Genomic DNA, 23,507 nt, shown 5'->3' on the forward strand with positions numbered 1-23,507 from the left:
CACCGGTCGGTCCGGGCGAGGGCGAGCACCTTCTTCTCGAGCTGCCGGCGGTCCGACTCCGCGCACCTCGCGGCCGTGACGTAGTACTCGAGCACGTCGCGCTGGGGCCCCTCGAGCCTGATCCCGGATATCCACCTCCAGTGGGCGCGCGTCCAGGATCCCTTCCTCGTCCCGTCGGCGTTGCGCTCGTCCCAGACGTGGCCCAGCCTGATCAGGAACATGTTGAGGCGCTGCCTGGCGCGGCGGTACTCCGCCGTGGCGTCGTCGAGGGCGCGGTCGAGGTCCCGGGCGGCCTCGACGGCCGCATCGGGCAGCGGGACCTCCACGATGTTGTGGGTGGCGAGCATGCGGGCGATGAACTCGGCGTCGCGCCGGTCGTTCTTGCGGCGCGCGTCCGCCGCCGGCCTCTGCATCTTGGAGACGGCGGCCACGGCGCAGTCGAGGCCGAGCGCGCGCAGCTCGCGCGCCATGTGGAAGCCGGTGGGGCCGCTCTCGTAGCAGGCCCTGGGCTCCTCGAACCCGAGGGCCCACTCCGCGATCTCGGCGGCGTCCGTCCCGAAGTCACGGTGCACCACCTCGCCGGTGAAGGGGTTGAACGCCGCGGCGGCGACCGATCGCGCGTGGACGTCCAGGCCGATGGAGGTAACATGGGGCATGGGAAGCCTCCTCCCCGCAGGTGCGGTAAGGGCTACCGCACGGGCCGATACTCAAAGCCCATTGTGGCATCCCGAGCCCGCGAAAAGAAGCTGCGCCGCGGGGGAGGCGACCCAAATGGCTTTCTCATATCGTCTTGTGCTTCGAACGCTGCTTGAGTGCCTCGGAAAGTCCGATGAGCGCCGTGAGGAGCGAGACCAAAGCAACCAAGAGCTCTACGAGCTCTGATGGGCCCGGGATGACCTCTGATTCAAGTCACCGGGCCTCAATCTTTTTCATGCATTTGAATAGAGCGGGCGACTCCCTTGGGGCCGCCCGCATGGCGTGTGCTTGGCGCATGGTATTGCGCCCCGCTTTCATGTCCGCACGAGCGCCTATCCTTACGGCAATGTAGCCGCCTATGTAGCAAGCGGCAGGCAACGGAGAAAGGCCCTAACCGTGTCAGCTGAAAAGACGCCGGGTATCTCGGCTATCGATACGACGAACTTTGCGCGCCAGATCGTGCTGGACTTTGAGTTTGCACCGGTGCCAAAGCAGCGCCAGCGCCGTGGACTGCGCAACGAGATTATCGAGGTCGGCGCCGTTAAGCTCGATTACCACGGCAACGTTATGGGCGAGTTCTCGCAGTTTGTGCAGACGGAATTTACCGAAGGCGTTGCGTTTCCCGTCCGCGAGCTCACAGGGATATCGGCCGTGGACACCGCGATGGCCGATCCGCTCTACATGGTGATCAAAAGGCTCAGCGATTGGATTGGTCGCTACTCCGCCCAGGTGGTTTGCTGGAGCGGGACGGACCGTCGACAGCTTTTGACCGAGTGCCAGGCAAAACGCATCGACCTTTCCACATTTCCTACGGACTGGGCCGACCTGCAGGCGTTTTACACCTCGATTATGGACGTGGGCAGCCACGGGCGCGTTTCGTTGGGCGACGCGGCGATGTGGTTTGGCATCGAGTTCGACGAGTCGACGGGCCATGCCCACAGCGCCCTAGCCGATGCGCGCGTGACCGCCAAGCTGCTCAAGCAGGTGATGGACGGGGACTACCGCGTGAGCCCGCGCGCCCAGGAAGTCCGCCAACGGTGGGGGATGGGCGAGCGAGCCGAGACGCGCCTTTCCAGCAAGTGCCCCGAGCTGGGCGACCTGCTGCTGAAGCTGAAGGCGGAGGGGAGGTAAGGGGCGACTATAACTGATGGGCGAAGTGTGCGGGGCGGTCGCTGCTATCAATGTCAATTTGATAGAACTAACGCATACAGATCAACTGCCTACGGCGTCCCCGGGAATGACCTCAGATCCAAGTCATCGGGGCTCAATTTGTCGCATGAGTTTAGGCGTAAACGTGCGCTTGCTTTATACATTCCATTGAGGTGGGCTACTCCGTTGACATTGATTGGTGTCCGGAGCGGCAGAAGCGGCTCCAAAAAGCCCTGTCAGTCAATTTAGAGGGCCCGGGCAATCCCGGGGAAATGGCTGCGGGACCTATAATGTTTGAAATAAGTAAAATACGATTTTGCAATTACGCAGATAGGTTTTGCCATGGTTTTCGATAAAGAAGCTTCGTTCGAAGAAGCGGTTATCACTGTGTTGAAACAGCACGGTTGGGACGATGCGGAAGGTGTTCTTCGCTACCCTACCGAACAGGACCTTATCTGCAACTGGGCGAAAATCCTGTTTAACAACAATGCCGGCATAGACCGCCTGAATGGCTGTCCACTCACGCAGGGTGAGATGGCGCAGGTCATCGAACAGATTGAAACGCTTAAGACCCCGCTGGCGCTCAACGGGTTTATCAACGGCAAAACCATTGCCATCATCCGCGACAACCCTGATGACGCCCTTCACCTGGGCAAGGAAGTCAGCCTGAAAATCTACGACCGTCAAGAGATTGCTGCAGGTCAAAGCCGTTACCAAATCGCCCAACAGCCAATCTATCCCGCAAAAAGCAAAATCCTTAACGATCGTCGCGGCGATCTATGCCTGCTCATTAACGGCATGCCCGTCATCCATATCGAGCTTAAGCGCAGTGGCGTGCCCGTAAGCCAGGCAACCGGCCAGATTGAAAAATACGCGCACGAAGGTGTGTTCACGGGACTTTTCCGCCTGGTGCAGATCTTCGTGGGAATGACCCCTGACGAGGCGCGGTACTTCGCCAACCCCGGAGCGGGCGCGTTCAACCCCAACTTCTTCTTCCACTGGGAAGACTTCAACAACGAACCCGTCTGCGCGGGCGACAAGCCCGGTACTGACGAGTGGAAGCGCTTCACCTCGACGCTGCTCTCCATTCCCATGGCACATCAGCTCATTGGGTTCTATACCGTGGCCGACAGCTCGGATGGCTGCCTAAAAGTCATGCGCAGCTACCAGTACTATGCCGCCGCGGCCATCTCGGACAAGGTTCGTAGATGCAAATGGGACGAGCCACGGCACAGCAGCACGCCCGGTCGTCCCGGCGGCTATATCTGGCACACCACCGGCTCCGGTAAAACCATGACTAGCTTTAAATCGGCCCAACTTGTCGCCGACTCCCATGATGCCGACAAGGTCGTGTTCCTCATGGATCGTATCGAGTTGGGCACGCAGTCGCTCTCGGAGTACCGCTCCTTCGCTGACGACGCCGACGACGTGCAGGGCACTGAGAATACGCAGGTCCTCAAGTCCAAGCTCGCTAGTGACGACCCCAAGAATCGCCTTATCGTCACCTCGATCCAAAAGATGAGCAACTTGAAGGCCGGCGAGACGGGGATCACCCAAGCTGAGCTCGACCGCCTGGCTGGCAAACGTATCGTATTTATCATTGACGAATGCCACCGATCCACCTTCGGCGATATGCTCCAGGACATACGCCGCGCGTTCCCCAATGCCCTCTTCTTCGGTTTCACGGGAACGCCAATCCTCGACGAGAATCAGAAGAAGGGATCGACCACGGCCATGGTGTTCGGCGAATGCTTGCACCGATACAGCATCGCCGACGGCATCCGCGACGGCAATGTGCTGGGCTTCGACCCCTACATGGTGACGACGTTCGATGACTATGACGTGCGCGAAGCGGTTGCTCTAGAGCAGGCGAAAGCCGCAACCGTCGCCGAAGCCATTTCCGACGACCGAAAGAGCAAAGTTTTCTACTACTATAAGGACTCGGCAAAGGTTCCCATGGGGCCGATGATCGACGGTGCCGGTAACCATATCAAGGGAATCGAGGATTTCCTCACTCCCGCCCAATACTGGCCCGACACTCCGCATCACGGAAAGGTTGTCGAGGACATCCTGCGCCGCTTTCCGGTGCTCTCCCACGGCAATAAGTTCCATGCGATCTTGGCGACAAGCTCCATCCCAGAGGCGATCGACTACTACCGAGCCTTCAAGGAGCGCGCCCCGCAGATGAAGGTGACTGCCCTTTTCGACCCGAGCATCGACAACAACGTCGGCTCCACGGTAAAGGAAGACGCTCTGGTCGAGCTCATAGAAGACTATAACAAGGCATACGGCCAGGAGTTCACTATCCCCACATGGCCCGCCATGAAGAAGGATATCTCGGCTCGTCTGTCCCACAAGAAACCCTACGCCAACGTCGACACCAACCGTGATTCCCGCATCGACCTGCTCATCGTGGTTGATCAGATGCTCACGGGCTTCGACTCCAAATGGCTTAACACTCTCTACCTCGACAAGGTAATCGACTACGAGAACGTCATCCAAGCGTTCAGCCGCACGAACCGCCTGTTTGGGCCCGACAAGCCTTTCGGCACGATTCGCTATTACCGTAGACCCCATACTATGAAGTGCAATATCGAAGCGGCGGTGAAGCTGTATTCGGGAGACCGCCCGCTCGATATGTTCGTCCAGAAGCTACCGGAGAATATCGCGCTGATGGACGCGCGTCTCCAGGAAATACTCATGGTCTTCGAGGCCGCTGGCGTGGGAGACCTCTCGAAGCTCCCCGCATCGCAGGAGGCCAGGCGCAAGTTCGCGAAGGAATTCGTCGAGCTTAACGAGTTCCTTGAGGCCGCGAAGGTGCAGGGCTTCACATGGGAGCAGGACACCTACGAGTTTGAGGAGGAGCCGTTGGAAGGCGAGCCGAGGGGCAAGTCCTTCTTCGTGCAGCCGGTCATCGACGAGCGGACCTATCTCATTCTCGTGCAGCGCTACAAGGAGTTGTTCGCAGGAGGTGGCGGGCCTGGCGACGCGCCCGAAGCGCCCTACGAGCTCGATGGTCATATAACCGAGATCGACACGGGGCTCATAGACAGCGACTACATGAACGCGAACTTCGAGAAGTGGCTGAAATGCCTTGAGCAGGACGACGAGGGTCTTGCCGCCGCGCGCGAGGAGCTCCACCGATCGTTCGCGTCCCTAAGCCAGGATGACCAGCGCTTCGCCGAGCTGTTCCTTCACGATGTCGAGCGAGGGGACGTCGCCCTGGAAGACGGCAAGACGTTGAGGGATTACATCACGTCCTATGCCCGCAAGGCGAAAAACGCTCAAGTCGAGCGAATCGTCGAGGCGCTCGGCATAGACGGCGAGCTTCTTGCCGCCATGGCTGCGCTTGACCTGACGGAATCGAACATTAACGAGTTCGGGCGCTTCGATGATTTGAAGGACTCGGTGGACAAGGTACGCGCCAAGGCCTTCTTTGAGCAGAAGGAAGGCAAGACGCTTCCCCTGTTCAAGGTGAACACCCGTGCGGCGGCGCTGTTGAAGAAGTTCATCCTGGAAGGTGGCTTCGATATCGACGAATGAGCGGCTTTTTTGAACAGGCGAAATCGATAGTTTGTTTATTGGAGGGGACGCATGCGACCATGCGCCCCCTCGTTTCAACTTGGGAACAGCGTAAGTTCTCGGATGTTGCGGTGATTAGACGTGGACTGACTTACTCACCGACGAACATCGTTGATGGGTCGGATGGAGTTCGGGTGCTGCGATCCGCCAACATCAACGAAGATCATTTTGTTTTGAACGACGACGACGTGTTCGTAGATGAAGGCGCAGTGAATATCGACTTGGTGCATGATGGCGATATCTTGATAACGTCAGCCAATGGTTCGCCACGTCTAGTTGGCAAAAGGGCAAGAATTAGCGATTTACCTGGGAAAACAGTCCATGGTGGTTTTATGCTTGTGGCTTCTTCGCCATGCTCTGATTTCTTGTGTGCATCGATGGGATCAAGTTGGTATAGAAGATTTCTGGCGACTGGCGTTGCAGGCGGCAATGGAGCCATTGGGAACCTCGACTCCAAGGCTCTCGGGGAAACGACAATTGCTATCCCCAACGATGCCGAGATAGATAAGCTTGGTAATTTCTTTACCCGTCTTGATTCCCTCATCACCCTTCATCAGCGTGAGCCACCTCCCATGATGAAAGAGGGTAAAAATGTCAATCGGTATCAATGGAGAATCGCTTTTCTGCGATTACTACTCACAATGGATTAGCGTCTACAAAGAAGGGGCCATCCGTGAGGTCACCATGGGAAAGTACCGGCTCACGCAGTCTTGGCTTGCCAAGCTGATTCCAGACCTCAAGATAAAAGATCTCGACCGGACCTCGTACCAGCAGCTCATCAATGGTTACGCAGAACACCACGAGCGCCAGACAACCATGGACTTCCACCATCAGCTTAAGGGGGCGATCCTTGATGCAGTTGACGAAGGGCTTATTCCCCGCGACCCTACGCGCAAGGCCATCATCAAAGGGAAACAGCCGCGGGCGAAAAAGATCAAGTATCTCAACCAGTTTGAGCTTCATGCCATGCTCGGCGACCTTGATTTATCAGGCGGGCCGAGTTGGGATTGGCTTATTCTGATAGTCGCTAAAACGGGCCTACGCTTCTCCGAGGCCCTTGGGCTTACTCCCGAAGACTTTGACTTCGCCCACCAAACGCTCTCGGTGAACAAGACCTGGGATTACAAGAACGGTGGCGGATTCGTCCCCACGAAAAACGCCTCATCGATGCGGAAGGTTCAACTCGACTGGCAACTCATCATGCAACTTTCTGGACTGCTCAAAGACCTTCCGCCGACCGAGCCCATATTTGTGAAGGGAAAGGTCTATAACTCAACGGCTAACAGCGTTTTGGCGCGCCACTGCAAGAATGTTGGCGTGCCTGTCATATCTGTCCATGGGCTGCGGCATACGCATGCGTCACTTTTGCTGTTCGCCGGCGTCTCTATCGCCAGCGTATCCCGAAGGCTCGGCCACGCAAGCATGACCACCACCCAGGAAACCTATCTGCACGTCATTCAAGAGCTCGAGAACAAGGACATTGACATCGTCATGAGGGCTCTATCGACTCTTATTTAACCTGTATCAGTAACCGTGGCTCACGCTGATGAAGGGTGATAAGGTTGTCGAGGGCGAGAACGGTCGTAGATATGCGCTTCTGTTCGCTTTCCGACGGGTAAGAGATCTCAACTTCGGCGATGTCGTTTCCATGGACATGTACGACTGATTTTCCTTGCGCTCGCCTTGCTAAATCGTCATGAGCTTTGCTGTACGTTATAGCAAGCGCGGTGTAGTCTGGATCAAGCCTGCTTGTTGGAGTGACGACGTTCAAATCGCCGCCAAAAATGATTCCTGACCTGCGCACAGATGATGCAACGGCAATATCTTCTGCCGTTTCCCCGGATGCAGGAACGATTACTTCGTTGCCCTTTGAAAGAAGCGATCCCTCTTGCTCGACGGCAAAAGTGTCCACGTTCTCAATACGTGATTCATATTGGGTATACAGGCGCCCATACAAGATCAGTGGGGTGCCGTCATCCCTAATGTCGGCTTTGCTGTAGCCATGCCCCTTAGAAATAGTGCAGAGCTCGCCCAACTTACGCTGTTCCCAAGGGTCAGTGAAACCCTCGAAGCGGATTTCCGGGGTATTCTGTTTCTCTGCCATGCTACTCACCGCCCAACAGCTTGCGCAGCTCGGCGATGCCAGCCGTGTCGTACTCATTGCCCGTAAGCTGGCCCAGCATGTCTGCTAGCTGGCTTTCTGCATCATCTATCTGGTTGCACACGTCCGAGTAGGTTGTCGCGTATTTGGCGTTGAGCGCAGCTACCTTCGCGATGAAGTCGCTCACAACGGTTTCGGGAAGAGCCAGAAGCTCGGCCTGCAACGGCTCTATCCACTTGGCAACCAATAGATCGTCGCGTTGGGCATCGGTCAGGCCCTCAATGATCTCCTTGGTCGCCTCCTCAAGAGCCACTCTCGCTTCCTTGTTTGCCTTCTTGAGGCTTTTCTCCTCATCGAACAGCGCCTGCGCACGAACCAGACCTTGCTCGAAATCGTTTTCGGGGTGTTTTCCGATAGCCTTCACAGCCTTCTTGAGCTCAGTCGCCACAAACGAACCTTCGTCGTTGACGGCAGCGGAAGACCCCTTGTCCTCCTCGTCGAAGCTCTCGAGAATCTCGTCTATTTCCTGCGATATCTCGCCTAGACGGAAATCACGGGAACTAATCTCCTTGACGTCTTCGGCAAGCAGGTGCTCTTGCACAAGCGCAAACGGCAGGATTCGGCCAGCCCAACCGTCCTGTACCTCGACGTCTTTGCCGTTCTTCTTCTTGACCACCATGTTCGGGTCTACCTTGCGCACGGCGGTTTTCCCCTCAGTCTGGATGATCTCCAAATCGCCGGAGATTCCCACCCAGGCATCGTCGAGCGCCTGGTAGGCGTCGTAGCCGTCGACCAGGGCCATGCCCGCCAGCGCGTCTTTCAATAGCGCCGCGATGACCTCTTCCTCCGCCACGGTATCAACTTCATCGGCGCCGTCTACCAAGCGGCTTCGCAGCGTAGCAGGTAAATGGCTTATCGCATTACGGTATCCGTCCAGAAAGGCACGGACATCGGTATTTTCCTTCGCCGCTTGCGCAACGTCGTCGGTCGCGGGCACAAGACACGATCCACCTGCGTCACGGTAGAGTTGCCCTTTGAGGCTCGGCCATACCTTCCAATAGCGCTCGAGCGCGTCGACCTCGGCCTTCGGCACGCCGCCGAACATGGTGGCATACACGTCCCAGCTTTCGGCGGCCGTGCTCGAGTCCACATAGCGCGGGATGTTGAGGTTGTAGTCGTTGGCGCGGATCTCGTCGATGGGAACCAGGCGGCTGAACTTGCCGACGGTCGCGTTCGTTGTCACAGCGTCGACGATACGCTTGATGTCGCTTGCCCGCAGCTTGTTGTTCTTGCCTTCTTTCACGAAGTGCTTGGAAGCGTCCACCACCAAGACGTCGCTCGTCTCGCGCTGCTTGCGCAGCACCATGATGATGGTGGGAATGCCCGTGCCGAAGAAGATGTTGGCAGGAAGACCTATGATGGCCTGGATATGGCGGTTCTCCACCAAGTTTTTTCGGATGGTGCCTTCCTCGCCGCCGCGGAACAGCACGCCGTGCGGCAAGACGATGCACATGATGCCGTCGGGGCGCAGGTGGTATAGGTCGTGCAGCAAAAAAGCGTAGTCTGCCTTGGACTTGGGCGCCACACCGAACTTGAAGCGCGGGTCGAGCTCCTTATCTTCCGGATCCCAGTTCTGAGAATAGGGGGGGTTTGACACCACGGCATCAACGAACAGCGGGTCGTAGGTCTCATCCTTGTTCTCCACCGTGTCGAACCACGGCCAGTCGTCCTCGAGTGTGTCGCCGTTTCTGGCCACGATGTTGTCGGGAAGGATGCCGCGCATCACCAGGTTCATGCGCGTGAGATTGTAGGTGTTTTCCTTGAGCTCCTGAGCGTAGTACTTGATGGAGTCCGGGTCGCCATTGCGGCGCGCCACAGCCTTGCCGATGTTGATGAGTAGCGATCCCGAGCCGCTCGTGGGGTCGTAGATGGTAATGTTCTCGCGTCCGGCCAGGTGCCACGAGACTATCTCGCTCATAAGCATGGACACCTCGTGCGGCGTGTAGAACTCGCCGGCCTTCTTGCCGGCGTTGGCGGCGAAGTTGCTGATGAGGTACTCGTAGATGAAGCCGAGCACATCATAGTCCTGGCGGCCGTCCATCGGGATGTCCTTGATGAGGTAGATGAGGTCGCGAGCGGCCTTGGACTGGCTGCGCGCATCGGTGCCCAACTTGGAGAGGCCAGTCTGCAGCGTGTCGAAGATGCCGTCGAAGACGCGCTTGCGTGCAGGATCGATATTGCGGCTGAAAGCGGAAAGCGCGTCGCGAACGTTCGAAATCTCGAAGTCGCCGCCCTTTGCCACCCAGGTGGAGAAGAGGTTGTCGTAGGCGATGAAGTAGCCGCACTCGCCCTTGACGAACTCGACCGTCTCCTCGTCGTCTTCCACCAGGCTGGGCAGGTCCTCCTCGGCGAAGTCGCGCGCCTTCAGGCGGGCAACCTCGGTCTCGGACAGGAACTTGTAGAAGATGAATCCCAGAATGTAGTCCTTGTACTCGTTAGCCTCGATCTTGGATCGCATCTTGTTGGCGGACTCCCATATCTTGGAGGCCAGCTGCTGCTTGTTCATCTAGTTTTCCTCACTTCTATAGACTTGGTTGAGCGTTTCTCCGTCGTCGTTTACCCATTCGATCCAGCCGTTCTGGCTGCCGCCGAGCACGAACACCGCTGCGGCGCTGGGCGTCGGGAACTCGAGGTCCTCGACGAGTTCTGCGATGCCGCCCGAATCGTCGAAGATTGCCCTGCGCACGGCCGCGACGCCCGCGTTTTTCAGCACGGGCCTCGAGAGATTAACTTTCGAGCCGGCGAGCACGGTGAAGCGCCCGGTGGCCTTGTCGTAGCGCCCCACCCCGCGTATGCCATTCTTCTTCGTGTGGAAGATTGCCGGCGCACCCGCGGGACCCTGGTCGACCCTGTTGAGGTCGTACCCCAGAGCCGCCATCCTGAAGAGGATCCTCTCGTGCAGGCGCTCGACGGCCTCTTCCTTGTACGGGTCGACGTAGGGCTTGGGCGTCGCCGAGTTGTCGGTCTCGTACGAGCCGTGGGTGCGCACGTAGTCGATGGCCTTCGCTTCGAGGACGTCCAGCGCATCCCTGCTGATGTTCTGGTCGTCATCGAGGAACATGATGGCCTTGTTCCAGAACTCCTTCTTTGCCTTGTGTGCGTCGAGCCGGGCGATACCCTGGGTCGTCTGTCCGGCGTAGACGCGGCTCACGTTGCCGTGGTCCTCGTCGAGCAGGTAGTAGATGCCGCGCTGCGGGATGTTCGGCAGCGACTTCGCCTCGGTAAGGTCCTCCCTTGGAACGACGACGGTCACAAGCGACTCGCCGTCGATGCGGCAGATGCGGATGCGGTCCGGTTGCGCGTCTATGAGCTGGATGGTGAGAGTCTTGACCCGGATCATGCTCACGCCCCCTTCTTCGCGAGCTCTTCGATCATGCAGGTGCGCACGAAGGCGGAGAAGCTCATGCCCCGCAGGGCCGCCTCCTCCTTCGCCGCATCGCGCAGGGTGTCGGGGATGCGCAGGGTCACGGAGACCTGGTCGCCGTCCACCAGGAAGCTTCTGATCTCGGTCTCGTCGGCGTTGCTCTTGATGAGCTGCTTGTAGCTATCGGGCATCTGCGCTCCCATCGCTCGAAATGCAATACAAATGCGTTCGCAACATTATACTGCGACAAGTTTTGGGGCGAAGAAGGGCTCAAGAGTTTCTAGACTCTTTGGCCTAAAACACGGAGACTTGCGTCGCCACAAGGCTTACTGTATGTAACGGGGTCTGCAAACTTCCCGAGTTCAATTGCCCTGATGAAGTATTACGCAAGTGCATCGAGGGGATATACAACTACTTCTATGGCATGGACCGCGCGGCATGGTTGTTGGAGGATGCGATGACGATTGACTTGCAAAAGTGTTTAGATAACCGCGAGGGCTTTCTCGTTACGGGAAATCATGACGAGCTGGCCGAGCTCGTATTCTCAGATGAGTCGGATGAGTACGCCTTTGTGGGCGCTCGCGGTTTCTTCGACACCGGCAAGAAGCGCAGTCTTATTCCGGATGGTTACATCCTGCGCGGCGCCTTTGAGCTCGGGGACATCTTGTCTGGGACCTCGCTTTTTCTCATGCTTTATGTTTTCGCACGACCCGGCTTCGGAGAGTGTCGATTTTCGACGCTCAAGCTCAAGAAACCGCTTGTCGCCAAGGCACGTGGCTCGCGTAAGACTGACGGTCTCTGCAAGATTCCGGTCGATCGCTTCAGCGACGATTTCCTCGCATATCTTCGGGCGGTCGAAGACTATGCAAATGGAGGGGCTCCTGACTGTCCATCCAAGTGTGGAGCTTTTTTCGGTATGCCTCCAAGCGAACTTATAGAAGGAAGATTTACCCCCGCGTTCTATTCTCCTCGAAATCGTAAGATACGTAGCACGCTTGCGAGTTCAAAGACCGTAGAGCTTTCGAAAGTCGCCAACATTCTTATGCCGCGAAAGGTTACTGACGCCGCCAGAAACGTCTTGGTTCTCAGGCCAAGAAACATTAGATTCCCAGTTGATCTTGACTCATTGGAGCGGGGCGAGGCAACAACGGTGCCCCTGCGCAAGGGTGATATTGTCATGTGCCTCATTGGCGAGGAGAATCATGCCATCGTCTTTGACCGCGATGGGCAAGAGCCCGTTTATGCGGGCACGAGCATGGCTGTTATTCGTGCCAACGGGATATCTCCGGAGTACCTCTGCTTCTACCTTTCCAGCGATATCGCAAAGCAGGCCCTGTCATCGTTGGCAGGTGGCGTCATCATGAAGCGTCTAGCGCTTCGCGACCTCAGTGTTTTTCCCGTTGTCGAACCATCGATGGACGAGCAGTACTATCTCACCGAATATGCCATCCTGTCCGGACGTGCTCCGAGGAACTACCAAGACCTCGAAGGCCTAAAGGGTGCGGAACCGTCTGCGGCGGAAGAGATCCTTAACGCCGAAATCGCCGATAGGATTCAGGCATATAACGAGGAACAGTTACGCACTTTCCTTTCCTCGGACATCCGTGAGCTAAATACTTGTTTTTCGCACGGCGCTTATAAGGCGGCAATCATTCTTGCCGGTTCCATTCTTGAGGCGGTTCTTATCGACTGGATTTCCGAAATCAAGCACGTTAACTACTTTGCGGAAAAGTATATGGTGCGGGACAGGAAGAGCGGCAGGATGAAACCCGCGGCCCTTATCGACTACATCAACGAGATTAAGTATCTGGAGAGGCCTCGTTGGATGAAGGAGGCGGACATGGCTCACCAGATTCGCAAGAAGAGGAATCTGGTCCATGCGAAACTTTGCATCGCGGCGGATGAGGTGAACGAAGAAACCGCGCGTATGGTTATCGAGTATCTCGACAAGGTTCTTCGAACCAGAGGGGCACACTGTCTAGGCTGATTTTGCTGAACTACACTCTCTCGTACCAAGCATTCAACCATCTCTCATCAGCCCTTCCAAGCCGCATGTCGCTCGAAATGTCGACGCAATCGTTGCTGGGTGCCGGTACTTCGGCAATCAGGTCGCGGAAGGCGGGCATGTCGTGATTGGCGAGCTATCGGCCGTTGCATATGCCGTTGTGGTTGCCCAGTTTAGATTACTGACACTTGTGTATGTCAAAAGGCATACACAAGTGTCAGTTTTTTGACACCGTGTGGCCTATGTGGCCGCGCGCGACGGTGGCTAAGGGCTACGGTATTGTCGTTTTGGCGACATTGGGGTGCGCAAGTCTATTTCCGCCCGTCTACACCCTCGCAATCCCGCGGGCCGCACTCAGCAGCTCGTACTCCCTCTGGCTCCACTGGTGCAGTTCGGCCGCGCGCACGGCATCGCGACACAGGTCCAGGAATACCTCGGCTCCCTCGCAGAAGCACTCGCGGGCAAAGGCGCCGGATCCGTCCGCAACGCACATGCCGTCTGCAAACAACTTCCAACTCGACGGCTCGCGCGAGTCGTCTCCGAGCAGCTTGATCTGCAGTACGTGCGGATTGCCGGCGGCGCAGAGCTCTTCCTCGAGCTTCTGTACCGTAAAGCGCATCTGGTGGGAGAGACTGCTCTTGACCATGGCCGAGGCATAGCCGTTCGGCTTGTCCAGAAGATGTATTCGTTTTGGCTTGGCTGCCAGGTTGTGGAAGTTGCGCTCACTGCGCACGGAGAAATTGTCCATACGGACTCCTTTCATCGATGTTGGCAGGGCCACCGTGCCTCTTGGCCGGTTGGCGTCGGGATCGTGGAGCCAACTCTCTACCCCGACTCTGGATAAAACGCGCCCGCTCCTTGCGGGCACGATGGAGTCTATCAGCACGCGCGGACACAAATCAAGCGCCGCCTGCGAAATGATGTGCAGACGGCGCCTGATTACGCGGCAATTATTCCGCCAACATCCGGAAAAGTGTCGAAATCAGACTTATAAAAGTACGGAAAAGTGTCGAAATCGGCACCTCAAAAGTACGGAAAAGTGTCGAATCTGACGGTCTCAACATCTGGAAAAGTGTAACTGGATAACAAAACAGCACGTAGAAGCTGGTGCTACATATGGACGCTTCAGCCGCCCTCAGCCCCCGCTACTCGTCCCCGTCGTTGGGGTCGTCCTTGAGGTTGTTGACGTCGAGGTAGTCGTTGCTCTCGTCTTCTTTTTGCTGCGTTGCCGATTCGGACTCGACGGGGCTGCGGAACAGCTGGAATCCCTCAAACGCAATGACGCCAAGTAGCACCACGACAATCGCTATAAAAATAATCTTTGCTACTGGATTGAAATCCAAAAAGCGCGGCGCCTCTTCCGCGGCGTAGTAGTCGCCATAATAATCGCCGTTGTCAGTGTGGTTATCGGTGTATGAGGATGTGGGCATAGCTTGCGCATGGTCGTCCGGCTCGTATTCGGAAGCGGACGCGGCGACAAGCGGATTTACCGGCTCGCCGAGCGTCGGCGCGCCGGCAGATGTTTCGTCCAGATCGGCATCAGCCCAGGAATCGAAAGCAAGCTGACGGGTCGCAAAGTCGTCGAGATCTGCAACGGGCGGTTCGGGCGCAAGATGCTGCGCCGCGGCGATAAACGATGCCGTCTCGGAAGGATCGCCTGCCGAATGGGTTTTGCCGCTCATGTGCTCGTCGGCTGTCCAGGGGCGATCGCTCATCACGTCGTCGAGACTCAACGCAAACAGATCGTCTTCGCCCTCGTCAAACGCGCGTTTCGCATGCCTGACGGCAGAAGCGAAGCCTCCGTGGCCGTTGCGCGATGCGTTGCTCGACCCCATCTTGTTCCATCCTTTCGAACTGTCTCGTCCTTCGATTATATGGAACTTGCCTTGCGGCCGACTCTCGGATTCGTGCATTCCAGAACTCACGCCCAAAAGGGGAGGGCGATCCGGCCGAGTTGCCTACTTGTCGCCGGCGGCAGCCTTTGCCTCGTTGAGGTAGCTATAGAAGCTGTACTTAGAGATGCCAAAGAACTCGCAGGCACGCTCGCTCGACTTGGAAATGAGGAAGGCGCCGCGACGGTCGAGGTAGCCAATGGCGCGAATGCGCTCATCTTTGGTCATAAGGGCTGCGGGCTTGCCCACGTATTGCTCGCACTCGCGCAGCAGATCTTCGAGCAGGTCGCCGATGGTTTTGGTAATGGGCTCGGGCTCGGTGTAGCCCGTGCCGTCGGTGCCGGTAAAGGCATCGAGCGAGCGCTCAAAAGCTTTCATGAGCGTAATGTCAAAGTTAATGCCCAAAATGCCGACAGGCTTGCCCTCGTCGTTGCGGATAAAGATGGTCGAGGACTTAAGCAGCTTGCCATCGGCGGTTTTGGTGAGGTATGGCTCGCGGTCGTGCACGTCGGTGGTGTCCTCGTGCATGGACTCAAACACAATATGGCTGGGACCGTCACCCAGTTTGCGTCCGCTTACATGGCCGTTTTCGATCACCACGATAGAGTGATCCACGTCCTCGGTCTCCAGATCGTGGACGACGACTTCGCAGTTGGGGCCAAACTGGAGCGCCAGGCCGTGTGCAAGGCGCTTATAAAACTCAATCTGTGCGGGGGTCATCGGTGCCTTCCTAAAAATTAGTTTGGGCACACTTTGCCATAAACCCCACTTGTTCGCAAATAACGAAAGTGTCGCTGCGTTATGAGCGCAACGCCGTCCGTTGGTTCCAGGCCTAAAGCCGGGTTGAGGTAAGCCATGTAAAGGGGGCGCTCTGCCAACCGGCGGGGTGCCCCCTTTTTGCATCGTGGGCGTGCGGGATAAGCGCTTTCGATGTAGATGCCCCGCGACGCGCGTTATGGGTACGATGGCTTCAGGGGAGGTATCGCCATGAAACTTGGTTGCGTCATTATGGCTTCGGGCGAGGGCAAGCGGTTTGGCTCTAACAAGATGCTTGCCGATATCTATGGCGAGCCGCTGATTGCCCGGACCATCGATTCGGTTCCCCGGGGCTTTGACGTTGTGGTTTCGACGCGTTGGCCCGAGGTTGCTCAGATTTGCGAGGACAAGCATTGCCCGTGCGCGCTGCACGAGGGCGAGCTGCGCAGCGAAAGCGTCCGTGCGGGCCTTTCGTGGGGAGTCGAACGCAACTGGAAAGGTTGCCTCTTTTTGCCGGGCGACCAGCCGCTCGTGAGTTCGGATTCTTTTGAGGCACTCGCCGGTGCTTTTAAGGCCAACGGCGGTGTCGCGCCCGTGCGTCTTGCCCTGAACGGCGAGCCGGCCTCTCCGGTGCTGTTCCCCGCGAGCTTCTTTCCTAACCTTATGGGGCTTAAGGGCAAGGACGGCGGATCGTCGCTGCTGCGCGGCCGTGCCGATATCCAGTTGGTCGAGGCACGTGCCTACGAGCTGTGGGATGTCGACACCGCCAAGGGCCAGCGCCGCGTCTCAGAACACGTTGCGGCCTGCTACGCGCCTCGCTAGCAGGGGGTGCCGCCAGGGTAGCTAATTTGGGACGGGGCTCTTTTAGCTACCCTGCCTACCTGATGTTTTTTCTCTCAACATGGGGTAGCTAAAAGAGCCCCGTCCCAAATTAGCTACCCCTGGAGGCTGGTGGCGACGACGGGACGGCCGAGGGCAGCCTCGAAGCGGTCGGCCATCGTGGGGTCGCTGAGCGTGTCGACTTGGTTGAGCATGACGCGCGCGGCGTCGAGCCTCAGCGCCTGCATCTCGGCATTGAGCACCTGGGCGACGCGCTCGGGCGTGGCGGTATCGGTGGTCTCGCAGCCGCAACGCTCGCAAAAGAGCTCGGGGCGGTGGACGGCTTCGTTGATGGGCTTGCCGAGCCCCGAGGCGCCAACGATCCAGACGATGTTGGCCGTGCCAGAGGGAATCACCGGCTCCCAGGCAGCGTGGGCTTTGAGCGGGAGCCGCTTGCTGCCGTCCGCCTCGGCCAAGACGTAGTTAAAGCGCTGTGCCAGCTTGCCGAGCGGCTCGGCGGGGGCGGAGAGCTTGCCCGTCTCGGGGTCCAAGACACCTGCTTGGCAGATGCTTCCCCGCGCAAGGCCCGCGCAGGCCTCGCAGGTGCAACCGGGGACATGTGCGGCGCCCGGCTTCCAAGGTGCGGCGTCCAGGCGACGACTCGACCCGTCCCATGGCACGCCGGCGACGGGAAACATATGCGTGGTGGTGCAGAGGAGCACGCGGCCGCCCGCGCGCATAAGCTCAAGGCCGAGCGTCTTTAGCAAGGTCGACTTGCCGCCGCTGCCGATAATCGCGGTAATGCCCGGCTCGATCCTGAGCGCCGAGGCGAGATTGCCGCTAACCGTTTCCATCTGTTCACCGCCGTATAATACTGTGATAATAAATAATCATCAGAGTAGCGGTCGAACCGCTTTTGCTCTGTTCAAACCGTAGCACAGGGAGGTGCCCCGGAAATGCTCGTTTATGTTCGCGGCGCCGGCGATATCGCCACGGGCGTCGCCGCCCGTTTGGTGCGCGCCGGCGTGTCGGTCGTTATGGCCGATATCGCGGTTCCCACGTGCATCCGTCGCACGATCAGTTTTTGCGAGGCCATTCGCCTGGGCGAGGCTCAGGTTGAGGGCATTCGCGCTCGCTTGGCGCAGACGCCGGCAGAGGCGCTTGCAATTACCCAGGCCGGAGATGTCGCCGTCGTGGTGGATCCCCAGGCCAAGATGCTCGACGAACTTAAGCCCGCTGCTGTGGTCGACGCGATCCTGGCCAAGCGCAATTTGGGCACCACGCGCGATATGGCGCCTGTCGTCATCGCCGTAGGACCGGGCTTTACCGCGCCGGTCGATTGCGATGCCGTGGTCGAGACCATGCGCGGTCATTTCCTCGGCCGCGTCATCACCCAGGGCTCGCCCCAGCCCAATACGGGCGTGCCGGGTGTCATCGCCGGGTATGGCAAGGAGCGCGTTATCCACAGCCCCGCCGCCGGTGTGTTTAGGTCCGACCATGTGATCGGCGACATCGTGAGTGCCGGCGATGTGATCGGGTATGCGGGCGACACTCCCATGGTCACGCAGATTGACGGCTGCTTGCGCGGCCTTTTGGCCGACGGCGTTCTGGTGACCGAGGGCTTTAAATGTGCCGACGTCGACCCGCGCGGCGACGCCAGCTACATCAACTATATTTCGGACAAGGCGACGTCGGTCGGCGGCGGCGTACTCGAGGCGCTCGCCATGTTCACCGACGTTTTTAGGGGATAGGAAGCGACGATGGAAAAGCTCGATGTGGTGAATGCTGCGCTTGGCGCTCTGAAGGCTGGTAGGACGTGCGAGCTGGTGGTAGTTGCCGGCACGGCAGGGTCATCGCCGCGCGGCGTGGGTGCCTGGATGGCCGTCTTTGCCGATGGCAGCCAAGCGGGCACCATCGGCGGCGGTAAGATCGAGCTCTTTGCGCTGGACGAGGCGCGCGAGCTGTTGGCCGCAGGGCAGTCGCGCCTGGTCCGCTACACCATGGGCGGCGAGAACTCCGATACCGGCATGATCTGCGGCGGAGCCATCTGCCTGTGCTATCTGCACCTGGATGCATCGCAGGCGCCGTTGTTCCAGTCGGTTGCCGACGTCTTGGCGTATCGACGCATCGGCGACTTCGTCATCGACTTTGAACCGTTTATCGCAAGCGCGCTCGAAAGCGACGCTGCCGAATACCATGGCGAGGAGTCGCGCCGCACCATTGCCGGCTGCCCCGGGCTTTCGCTGACGGAAGAGGGGAGTAAGGTCACCTACACCAACGCCGCCTCCGAGATTCCCCCGGCGCACATCGAGACGCTTTGCCCCGAGGGCCTGACCTACATCTTTGGCTGCGGTCACGTGGGCGCCGCGACGGCGCGCGTGCTCACGGCGGCGGGCTTTGCCGTCGTGGCGTGCGATGACCGCCCCGGCACGTTGACGCCCGAATGGGTACCCGGCGTCTACGACCGTCGTCTGGTCGACTACAAGAACCTGGACGAGCAATGCCCCATCGGTCCGCGCGATCTGGTAGTCGTCGCCACGGCGGGCCACAAGTCCGATATCGATGTGGTGATTCAGGCCTTGCGCGCCAAGCCCGCCTATTTGGGTTGCCTGGGTTCGCGCCGCAAGACGGCCTTTGTGCGGGCTCGCTTGGAGCAGGAGGGCTTTACGCAGGACCAGATCGACGAGCTGCACCTGCCGATCGGCGTTGCCATTCAGGCCGAGGACCCCGAAGAGATCGCCATCTCCATCGCCGCCGAGATGATCCATCTGCGTCGCACCAAGCTCGTCCCCCGCAAGCGCTAGTCGCATCCCAGGGGTAGCTAATTTGGGACGGGGCTCTTTTAGCTACCCTGCCTGCTCGATGATTTTTCTGGGACGGGGATTAAAAAATCATTAGGTACGCAATGGTTTTTAAATCCCCGTCCCAGAAAAATCATCTCGAGGCGTTCGCTCACTGTTGGGTAGCTAAAAGAGCCCCGTCCCAAATTAGCTACCCCAGCCCTCTGCCGCATGCGGATCAAAATGCTACCTGTGCCATATGCCCTATAATGTCCGCCCGTTGGGCGGCATAGGGCCGCTGCCTGGGGTATGGGAGGCGCAAATGGCAGAGTCGGTGGCAGGGGACGCCCTGTTCGAACGTACGGGAAAAGTTTCGTTTGTGCAGGTATTGCCCCATGCACTGCAGCATGTACTGGCGGCATTCGCGGGTATCGTCACGCCCGCTATCATCATCGCGTCGGTCTGCGGCTTCACGCCTCAAGAGGAAGCCGCCGTCATTCAGGCGTCGCTCGTCCTCTCGGCGCTTGACATTTTCCTTCAACAGTTCCCCATAAAAGGCATCGTCGGCTCGGGCTTGCCCATCGTGATGGGCGCGAGCTTTACCTTCGTGCCGGCACTTAAAGCGGTCGGTCTTGAGCTTGGTTTCGAGGCCGTGCTGGGCGCTCAAGTTATCGGCGGCGCGCTCGTCGTGCTCTTTGGTCTTTTGTTTAAGCGCTTGAGCTTTCTGTTCCCAGCTCCGGTGCTCGGTACCGTCATCTTTGTCATTGGCCTGTCGCTGTGCCCGGTTGCCGTGGCGTCCATGGCAGGCGGGGAGGGCGCGGCCGATTTTGGCAGCGTCACCAACTGGACCGTCGCGCTCGTGACGTTTGTCGTCACCTTTATGGTCGGTAACTACGGCAAGGGCGCCCTCAAGCTGGGCAGCATCCTGGCCGGTATCTGCGCAGGTTTTGTCGTTGCGGCGGTGTTGGGCATGGTCGACTTATCGGCTGTCGCGACTGCAAGTTGGTTTGCCCCTCCGGCGTTTGGCGCCCATCGTCTGGTGTTCGATCCAGCGGCGTGTGCCGTGGTGGGCGTTGTGGCCATCGTGAACGCCGTGCAGGTTATGGGAGAGTTTGCCGCCGTGTCCTCTGCGGCGCTCGATACCCCCGCGACCGATAGTCAGATCTCGGGCGGATTGATCGCCAATGGTCTCGTCGGTATGCTCTCGGGCTTTTTGGGCGGCGTCCCCACGGCAACCTTTGGCCAGAATGTGGGCATCATCGCCGAGAACAAGGTCGTCAACCGTATGGTCTTTACGCTCGCAGCCGCCATTCTGCTCGTCGCGGGCCTGCTGCCCAAGTGCGCGGCAGTGCTCACGTCCATTCCGCAACCGGTGATTGGCGGCGCCACCATTGGCGTGTTCGCAACCATCGGCATGAACGGTGTGGTCATGTTTTCCCGCCACGGCCTGTCTCAGCGCGATACCACGCTCATGGGTCTCTCTATCGCCTTTGGCACGGGCATTGAGCGCACGGCCGGCGCGCTTGCCGGCGCTGGATTCCCCGCATGGGTCGACACCGTCTTTGGCGGATCCTCCATTGCCGTCGCCGCACTTGTCGCCGTCGTCCTCAACCTGGTCCTGCCTCGCCAAAAATAACGCCTCATATATGAGTTGCGGTGAAATACGGATTGTTTAAGCCTGTTAGGCCGCCAAACAGTCCCTATTTCACCGCAACGGCTTTTTGGGACCCATTTGTGCGGGGGAGTTGTGGAGTTGTGCAGGCAGACGATGTTTTTCTGGAAATACGCACCCAATGCGCGTATAGTACCGATTGTTTTGTCGGCTCCTGCTGCGTCGAGTCCAAACCGCGAAATGCCATGAGCGGCGCGGATGCAGTCAGGAGGCACGAGGACAACCCACCGTGGCCACGCCCCGTGCTTAAAACCCCAAGAAGGAGTGAACAATGGCAGAAGAGAAGTATGTGCCGCGTCTGAAGGCCAAGTACAACAACGAGGTCAAGCAGCAGCTTCAGGACAAGTTCCAGTACGAGAACGTCATGATGATCCCCAAGTTTGAGAAGATCGTCGTGAACATGGGTGTCGGCGAGGCCGCTACCGATTCCAAGGCCATCGACGGTGCCGTGCGCGACCTGCGCGCCATCACCGGCCAGCAGCCGATGATCACCCGTGCCCGCAAGTCCATCGCTACCTTCCGCCTGCGCGCTGGTATGCCGATCGGCTGCAAGGTTACCCTGCGTGGCGACCGTATGTGGGAGTTCTTCGATCGTCTGACCTCCGTCGCTATCCCTCGTATCCGCGACTTCCGCGGCATCTCCGCCAAGAGCTTCGACGGCCGTGGTAACTTCTCCATGGGCGTCACCGAGCAGCTCATCTTCCCCGAGATCGACTTTGACTCCGTCGATCACCAGCGTGGTATGGACATCACTTTCGTGACCACCGCCAACACCGATGAGGAGGCCAAGGCCCTTCTGGACGCCTTTGGTTTCCCGTTCAAGAAATAGGTTCACCTGCCCTATAAGCGCCGTTCCCACAAGGGGGCGGCGCTTGGGGCGAACAATACTCTATGTGAGGAGGATATAAGTGGCTAAGACATCGATGATCGTCAAGTGCAATCGCAAGCAGAAGTTCTCTACTCGTGAGTACACGCGCTGCCAGCGCTGCGGCCGTCCGCACTCTGTGTACCGCAAGTTCGGCCTGTGCCGTGTCTGCTTCCGCGAGCTTGCACTCAAGGGCGAGCTTCCCGGCGTTAAGAAGGCCAGCTGGTAAGTCACTACCAGCGTTTCAAGCATCCGTTTGGAACAGGGAAAACGTGCTAGTTAGGCTTTGCCGTTAAGGGCGGCGAAGAACCAAGAGCACGTGTTCATCAAGAACGAAGGAGAATCTGTATGAACCTTACAGACCCGATCGCAGATATGCTTACGCGCATTCGTAACGCTAACTCTGTGAACAAGGCCACGGTCTCCATGCCGAGCAGCAAGAAGCTCGTCGAGATCGCTCGTGTTCTGCACGAGGAGGGCTACATCGAGGGCTACGATGTCGAGGACACCGTTCCCCAGAAGACTCTGCACATCACGCTTAAGTATGGTCCCAAGAAGGCTAAGGTCATCAACGGCATCCGCCGCATTTCCAAGCCGGGCCTGCGTAAGTACACCGGCGTTGCCGACATGCCCCGCGTCCGCGGTGGCCTTGGTACCGCCATTATTTCCACCAGCCATGGCGTCATGACCGACCGCGATGCTCGCAAGCACAACGTCGGCGGCGAGATCATCGCTTACGTCTGGTAATTCGCTCGGTAGGTAGAAGGAAAGGAGATCACCGTGTCTCGTATCGGTAATAAGCCTGTCCAGATTCCCGCCGGAGTCGAAGTGGCAGTCAACGGCAACAACGTTGTCGTCAAGGGCCCCAAGGGCCAGCTCGAGCTCGATGTCTATGAGAAGCTCGCTATCAATATCGAGGACAACGTCCTCACCGTTTCCCGTCCCGACGACGAGCGTGAGACCCGTGCCCGCCACGGCCTCACCCGCGCCCTCATCCACAACATGGTTGTTGGCGTTTCCGAGGGCTTCGAGAAGAAGCTCGAGCTCGCCGGCGTCGGTTACCGCGTGCAGCAGAAGGGCAAGAACCTCGAGTTCTCCCTGGGCTTCTCGCACCCCGTGATCGTCGAGGCTCCCGAGGGTATCACCTTCGAGGTTCCCGACAACACCCACGTGAACGTCAAGGGTATCAACAAGCAGCAGGTCGGTCAGATCGCCGCTGAGATCCGCGGCCATCGTCCTCCCGAGCCTTACAAGGGCAAGGGTATCCACTACGTTGGCGAGCACATCCGCCGCAAGCTGGGTAAGGCCGCCAAGTAGTCGTAACCGACTCACTCGCATAAGACCAGCACCCCGTTAGGTGCTGGCAAGATCAACCTTTTTAGGAGTTTACGTATGAACAAGCATAAGGCGAAGCTGGAAGGCCTCAAGCGTCGTCAGCGTCGTGTTCGCGGCAAGATCTCGGGTACCGCCGAGCGTCCGCGTCTTCGCGTGACCCGTACTAACGCCAACATCTATGCCCAGATCATCGACGACAGCAAGGGCTCCAGCCTGACGCTCGTCTCTGCCTCGACCCTCGAGGCCGAGTTCAAGGGCACCCACACCTCGAACAAGGAGGCTGCGGAGAAGGTCGGTCAGCTCGTTGGCAAGCGTGCCATCGAGGCCGGCATCACCAAGGTCGCCTTCGATCGCGGTGGCCGTATCTACCATGGCCGCGTCAAGGCCCTCGCCGACGGTGCTCGTGCCGCCGGTCTCGAGTTCTAGGAGGT

At 58.6% G+C, this 23,507-nt stretch carries 23 protein-coding genes and 1 riboswitch; of the genes, 14 read left to right on the forward strand and 9 right to left on the reverse strand.

Going from position 1 to position 23,507, the window contains the following annotated elements; genetic code table 11:
* The coding region (locus tag ACTQWD_RS02350; RefSeq protein WP_441559155.1) for an IS110 family transposase at positions 1–656 on the reverse strand (656 nt) is incomplete at its 3' end.
* A 436-nt stretch (positions 657–1,092) separates the two neighbouring features.
* Here ACTQWD_RS02350 and ACTQWD_RS02355 point away from each other — a divergent pair.
* The 4 genes from ACTQWD_RS02355 (at position 1,093) to ACTQWD_RS02370 (ending at position 6,945) form a co-directional block, all read left to right on the forward strand.
* Positions 1,093–1,827, forward strand: a complete 735-nt coding sequence (locus ACTQWD_RS02355) for an exonuclease domain-containing protein (RefSeq protein WP_441559156.1) — start codon at positions 1,093–1,095, stop codon at positions 1,825–1,827.
* A 360-nt stretch (positions 1,828–2,187) separates the two neighbouring features.
* On the forward strand, positions 2,188–5,388 hold the full coding sequence (locus ACTQWD_RS02360) for a type I restriction endonuclease subunit R, EcoR124 family (protein WP_441559157.1): 3,201 nt from the start codon (positions 2,188–2,190) through the stop codon (positions 5,386–5,388).
* A complete protein-coding gene (locus ACTQWD_RS02365; RefSeq protein WP_441559158.1) occupies positions 5,385–6,077 on the forward strand; it encodes a hypothetical protein in 693 nt (230 codons plus the stop codon). The genes ACTQWD_RS02360 and ACTQWD_RS02365 overlap by 4 nt, the downstream gene beginning before the upstream one ends.
* Positions 6,019–6,945 carry a tyrosine-type recombinase/integrase gene (locus tag ACTQWD_RS02370; RefSeq protein ID WP_441559159.1) on the forward strand — a complete coding sequence of 309 codons (927 nt, stop codon included), beginning with the start codon at positions 6,019–6,021 and terminating at the stop codon, positions 6,943–6,945. Before ACTQWD_RS02365 ends, ACTQWD_RS02370 begins: the two co-directional genes overlap by 59 nt.
* Here the strand turns inward: ACTQWD_RS02370 and ACTQWD_RS02375 are convergent.
* From ACTQWD_RS02375 to ACTQWD_RS02390, 4 genes are read right to left on the reverse strand one after another with little or no spacing between them, the layout of a single operon-like run.
* Positions 6,938–7,531, reverse strand: a complete 594-nt coding sequence (locus tag ACTQWD_RS02375; RefSeq protein WP_441559160.1) for a restriction endonuclease subunit S — start codon at positions 7,529–7,531, stop codon at positions 6,938–6,940. The genes ACTQWD_RS02370 and ACTQWD_RS02375 overlap by 8 nt on opposite strands.
* Position 7,532: 1 nt before the next feature.
* The gene (locus ACTQWD_RS02380; RefSeq protein ID WP_441559161.1) at positions 7,533–10,094 is read right to left on the reverse strand and encodes a type I restriction-modification system subunit M; all 2,562 of its coding nucleotides are present in this window, start codon (positions 10,092–10,094) and stop codon (positions 7,533–7,535) included.
* Complete coding sequence (locus ACTQWD_RS02385; RefSeq protein WP_441559162.1) at positions 10,095–10,928, reverse strand: GIY-YIG nuclease family protein; 834 nt, start codon at positions 10,926–10,928, stop codon at positions 10,095–10,097.
* A gap of 2 nt (positions 10,929–10,930) precedes the next feature.
* Positions 10,931–11,143 (reverse strand): YlcI/YnfO family protein, encoded by a 213-nt coding sequence (locus tag ACTQWD_RS02390; RefSeq protein WP_441559163.1) that lies wholly within the window; start codon positions 11,141–11,143, stop codon positions 10,931–10,933.
* Between the two features lie 266 nt (positions 11,144–11,409).
* On the opposite strand from ACTQWD_RS02390, the gene ACTQWD_RS02395 reads away from it, so the two are divergent.
* Positions 11,410–12,939 (forward strand): hypothetical protein, encoded by a 1,530-nt coding sequence (locus ACTQWD_RS02395; protein ID WP_441559164.1) that lies wholly within the window; start codon positions 11,410–11,412, stop codon positions 12,937–12,939.
* Positions 12,940–13,282: 343 nt separating this feature from the next.
* Here ACTQWD_RS02395 and ACTQWD_RS02400 read toward each other — a convergent pair whose 3' ends face one another.
* From ACTQWD_RS02400 to ACTQWD_RS02410, 3 genes are all read right to left on the reverse strand, one after another.
* Entirely contained in the window at positions 13,283–13,705 is a 423-nt protein-coding gene (locus ACTQWD_RS02400; RefSeq protein ID WP_441559165.1) for a hypothetical protein, read from the reverse strand.
* A gap of 8 nt (positions 13,706–13,713) precedes the next feature.
* Positions 13,714–13,804, reverse strand: a riboswitch (SAM riboswitch).
* A gap of 298 nt (positions 13,805–14,102) precedes the next feature.
* The gene (locus tag ACTQWD_RS02405) at positions 14,103–14,792 is read right to left on the reverse strand and encodes a hypothetical protein (protein ID WP_441559166.1); all 690 of its coding nucleotides are present in this window, start codon (positions 14,790–14,792) and stop codon (positions 14,103–14,105) included.
* A gap of 123 nt (positions 14,793–14,915) precedes the next feature.
* The gene (locus ACTQWD_RS02410) at positions 14,916–15,569 is read right to left on the reverse strand and encodes a helix-turn-helix transcriptional regulator (RefSeq protein ID WP_427717686.1); all 654 of its coding nucleotides are present in this window, start codon (positions 15,567–15,569) and stop codon (positions 14,916–14,918) included.
* A 267-nt stretch (positions 15,570–15,836) separates the two neighbouring features.
* Here ACTQWD_RS02410 and ACTQWD_RS02415 point away from each other — a divergent pair, with 267 nt between their 5' ends.
* Positions 15,837–16,427, forward strand: a complete 591-nt coding sequence (locus ACTQWD_RS02415; RefSeq protein ID WP_441559167.1) for a nucleotidyltransferase family protein — start codon at positions 15,837–15,839, stop codon at positions 16,425–16,427.
* Between the two features lie 113 nt (positions 16,428–16,540).
* Here ACTQWD_RS02415 and yqeC read toward each other — a convergent pair whose 3' ends face one another.
* Entirely contained in the window at positions 16,541–17,278 is a 738-nt protein-coding gene (yqeC, locus tag ACTQWD_RS02420) for a selenium cofactor biosynthesis protein YqeC (protein ID WP_441559168.1), read from the reverse strand.
* A 102-nt stretch (positions 17,279–17,380) separates the two neighbouring features.
* Between yqeC and yqeB the strand changes: the two genes are divergently transcribed.
* From yqeB to rplR, 8 genes are all read left to right on the forward strand, one after another.
* Complete coding sequence (gene yqeB / locus ACTQWD_RS02425; RefSeq protein WP_441559169.1) at positions 17,381–18,175, forward strand: selenium-dependent molybdenum cofactor biosynthesis protein YqeB; 795 nt, start codon at positions 17,381–17,383, stop codon at positions 18,173–18,175.
* A 9-nt stretch (positions 18,176–18,184) separates the two neighbouring features.
* The gene (locus ACTQWD_RS02430; protein WP_441559170.1) at positions 18,185–19,228 is read left to right on the forward strand and encodes an XdhC family protein; all 1,044 of its coding nucleotides are present in this window, start codon (positions 18,185–18,187) and stop codon (positions 19,226–19,228) included.
* A gap of 298 nt (positions 19,229–19,526) precedes the next feature.
* Positions 19,527–20,840: a uracil-xanthine permease family protein gene (locus ACTQWD_RS02435; protein WP_441559171.1), complete on the forward strand. Its 1,314-nt coding sequence runs from the start codon at positions 19,527–19,529 to the stop codon at positions 20,838–20,840.
* Positions 20,841–21,147: 307 nt separating this feature from the next.
* Positions 21,148–21,705, forward strand: coding sequence for a 50S ribosomal protein L5 (rplE, locus tag ACTQWD_RS02440; protein ID WP_154516073.1), 558 nt, complete (start codon positions 21,148–21,150; stop codon positions 21,703–21,705).
* Positions 21,706–21,784: 79 nt separating this feature from the next.
* A complete protein-coding gene (locus tag ACTQWD_RS02445; RefSeq protein ID WP_022094280.1) occupies positions 21,785–21,970 on the forward strand; it encodes a type Z 30S ribosomal protein S14 in 186 nt (61 codons plus the stop codon).
* 119 nt (positions 21,971–22,089) lie between these two features.
* Positions 22,090–22,488, forward strand: coding sequence for a 30S ribosomal protein S8 (gene rpsH, locus ACTQWD_RS02450; protein ID WP_006235262.1), 399 nt, complete (start codon positions 22,090–22,092; stop codon positions 22,486–22,488).
* A gap of 33 nt (positions 22,489–22,521) precedes the next feature.
* The gene (gene rplF / locus ACTQWD_RS02455) at positions 22,522–23,058 is read left to right on the forward strand and encodes a 50S ribosomal protein L6 (protein WP_370450587.1); all 537 of its coding nucleotides are present in this window, start codon (positions 22,522–22,524) and stop codon (positions 23,056–23,058) included.
* Between the two features lie 75 nt (positions 23,059–23,133).
* Positions 23,134–23,502 (forward strand): 50S ribosomal protein L18, encoded by a 369-nt coding sequence (gene rplR, locus ACTQWD_RS02460; protein ID WP_118270231.1) that lies wholly within the window; start codon positions 23,134–23,136, stop codon positions 23,500–23,502.
* The last annotated feature ends 5 nt before the right edge of the window (positions 23,503–23,507 follow it).

Source organism: Collinsella sp. LCP19S3_B6 (genome assembly GCF_052121815.1).
Taxonomy (GTDB): Bacteria; Actinomycetota; Coriobacteriia; order Coriobacteriales; family Coriobacteriaceae; genus Collinsella.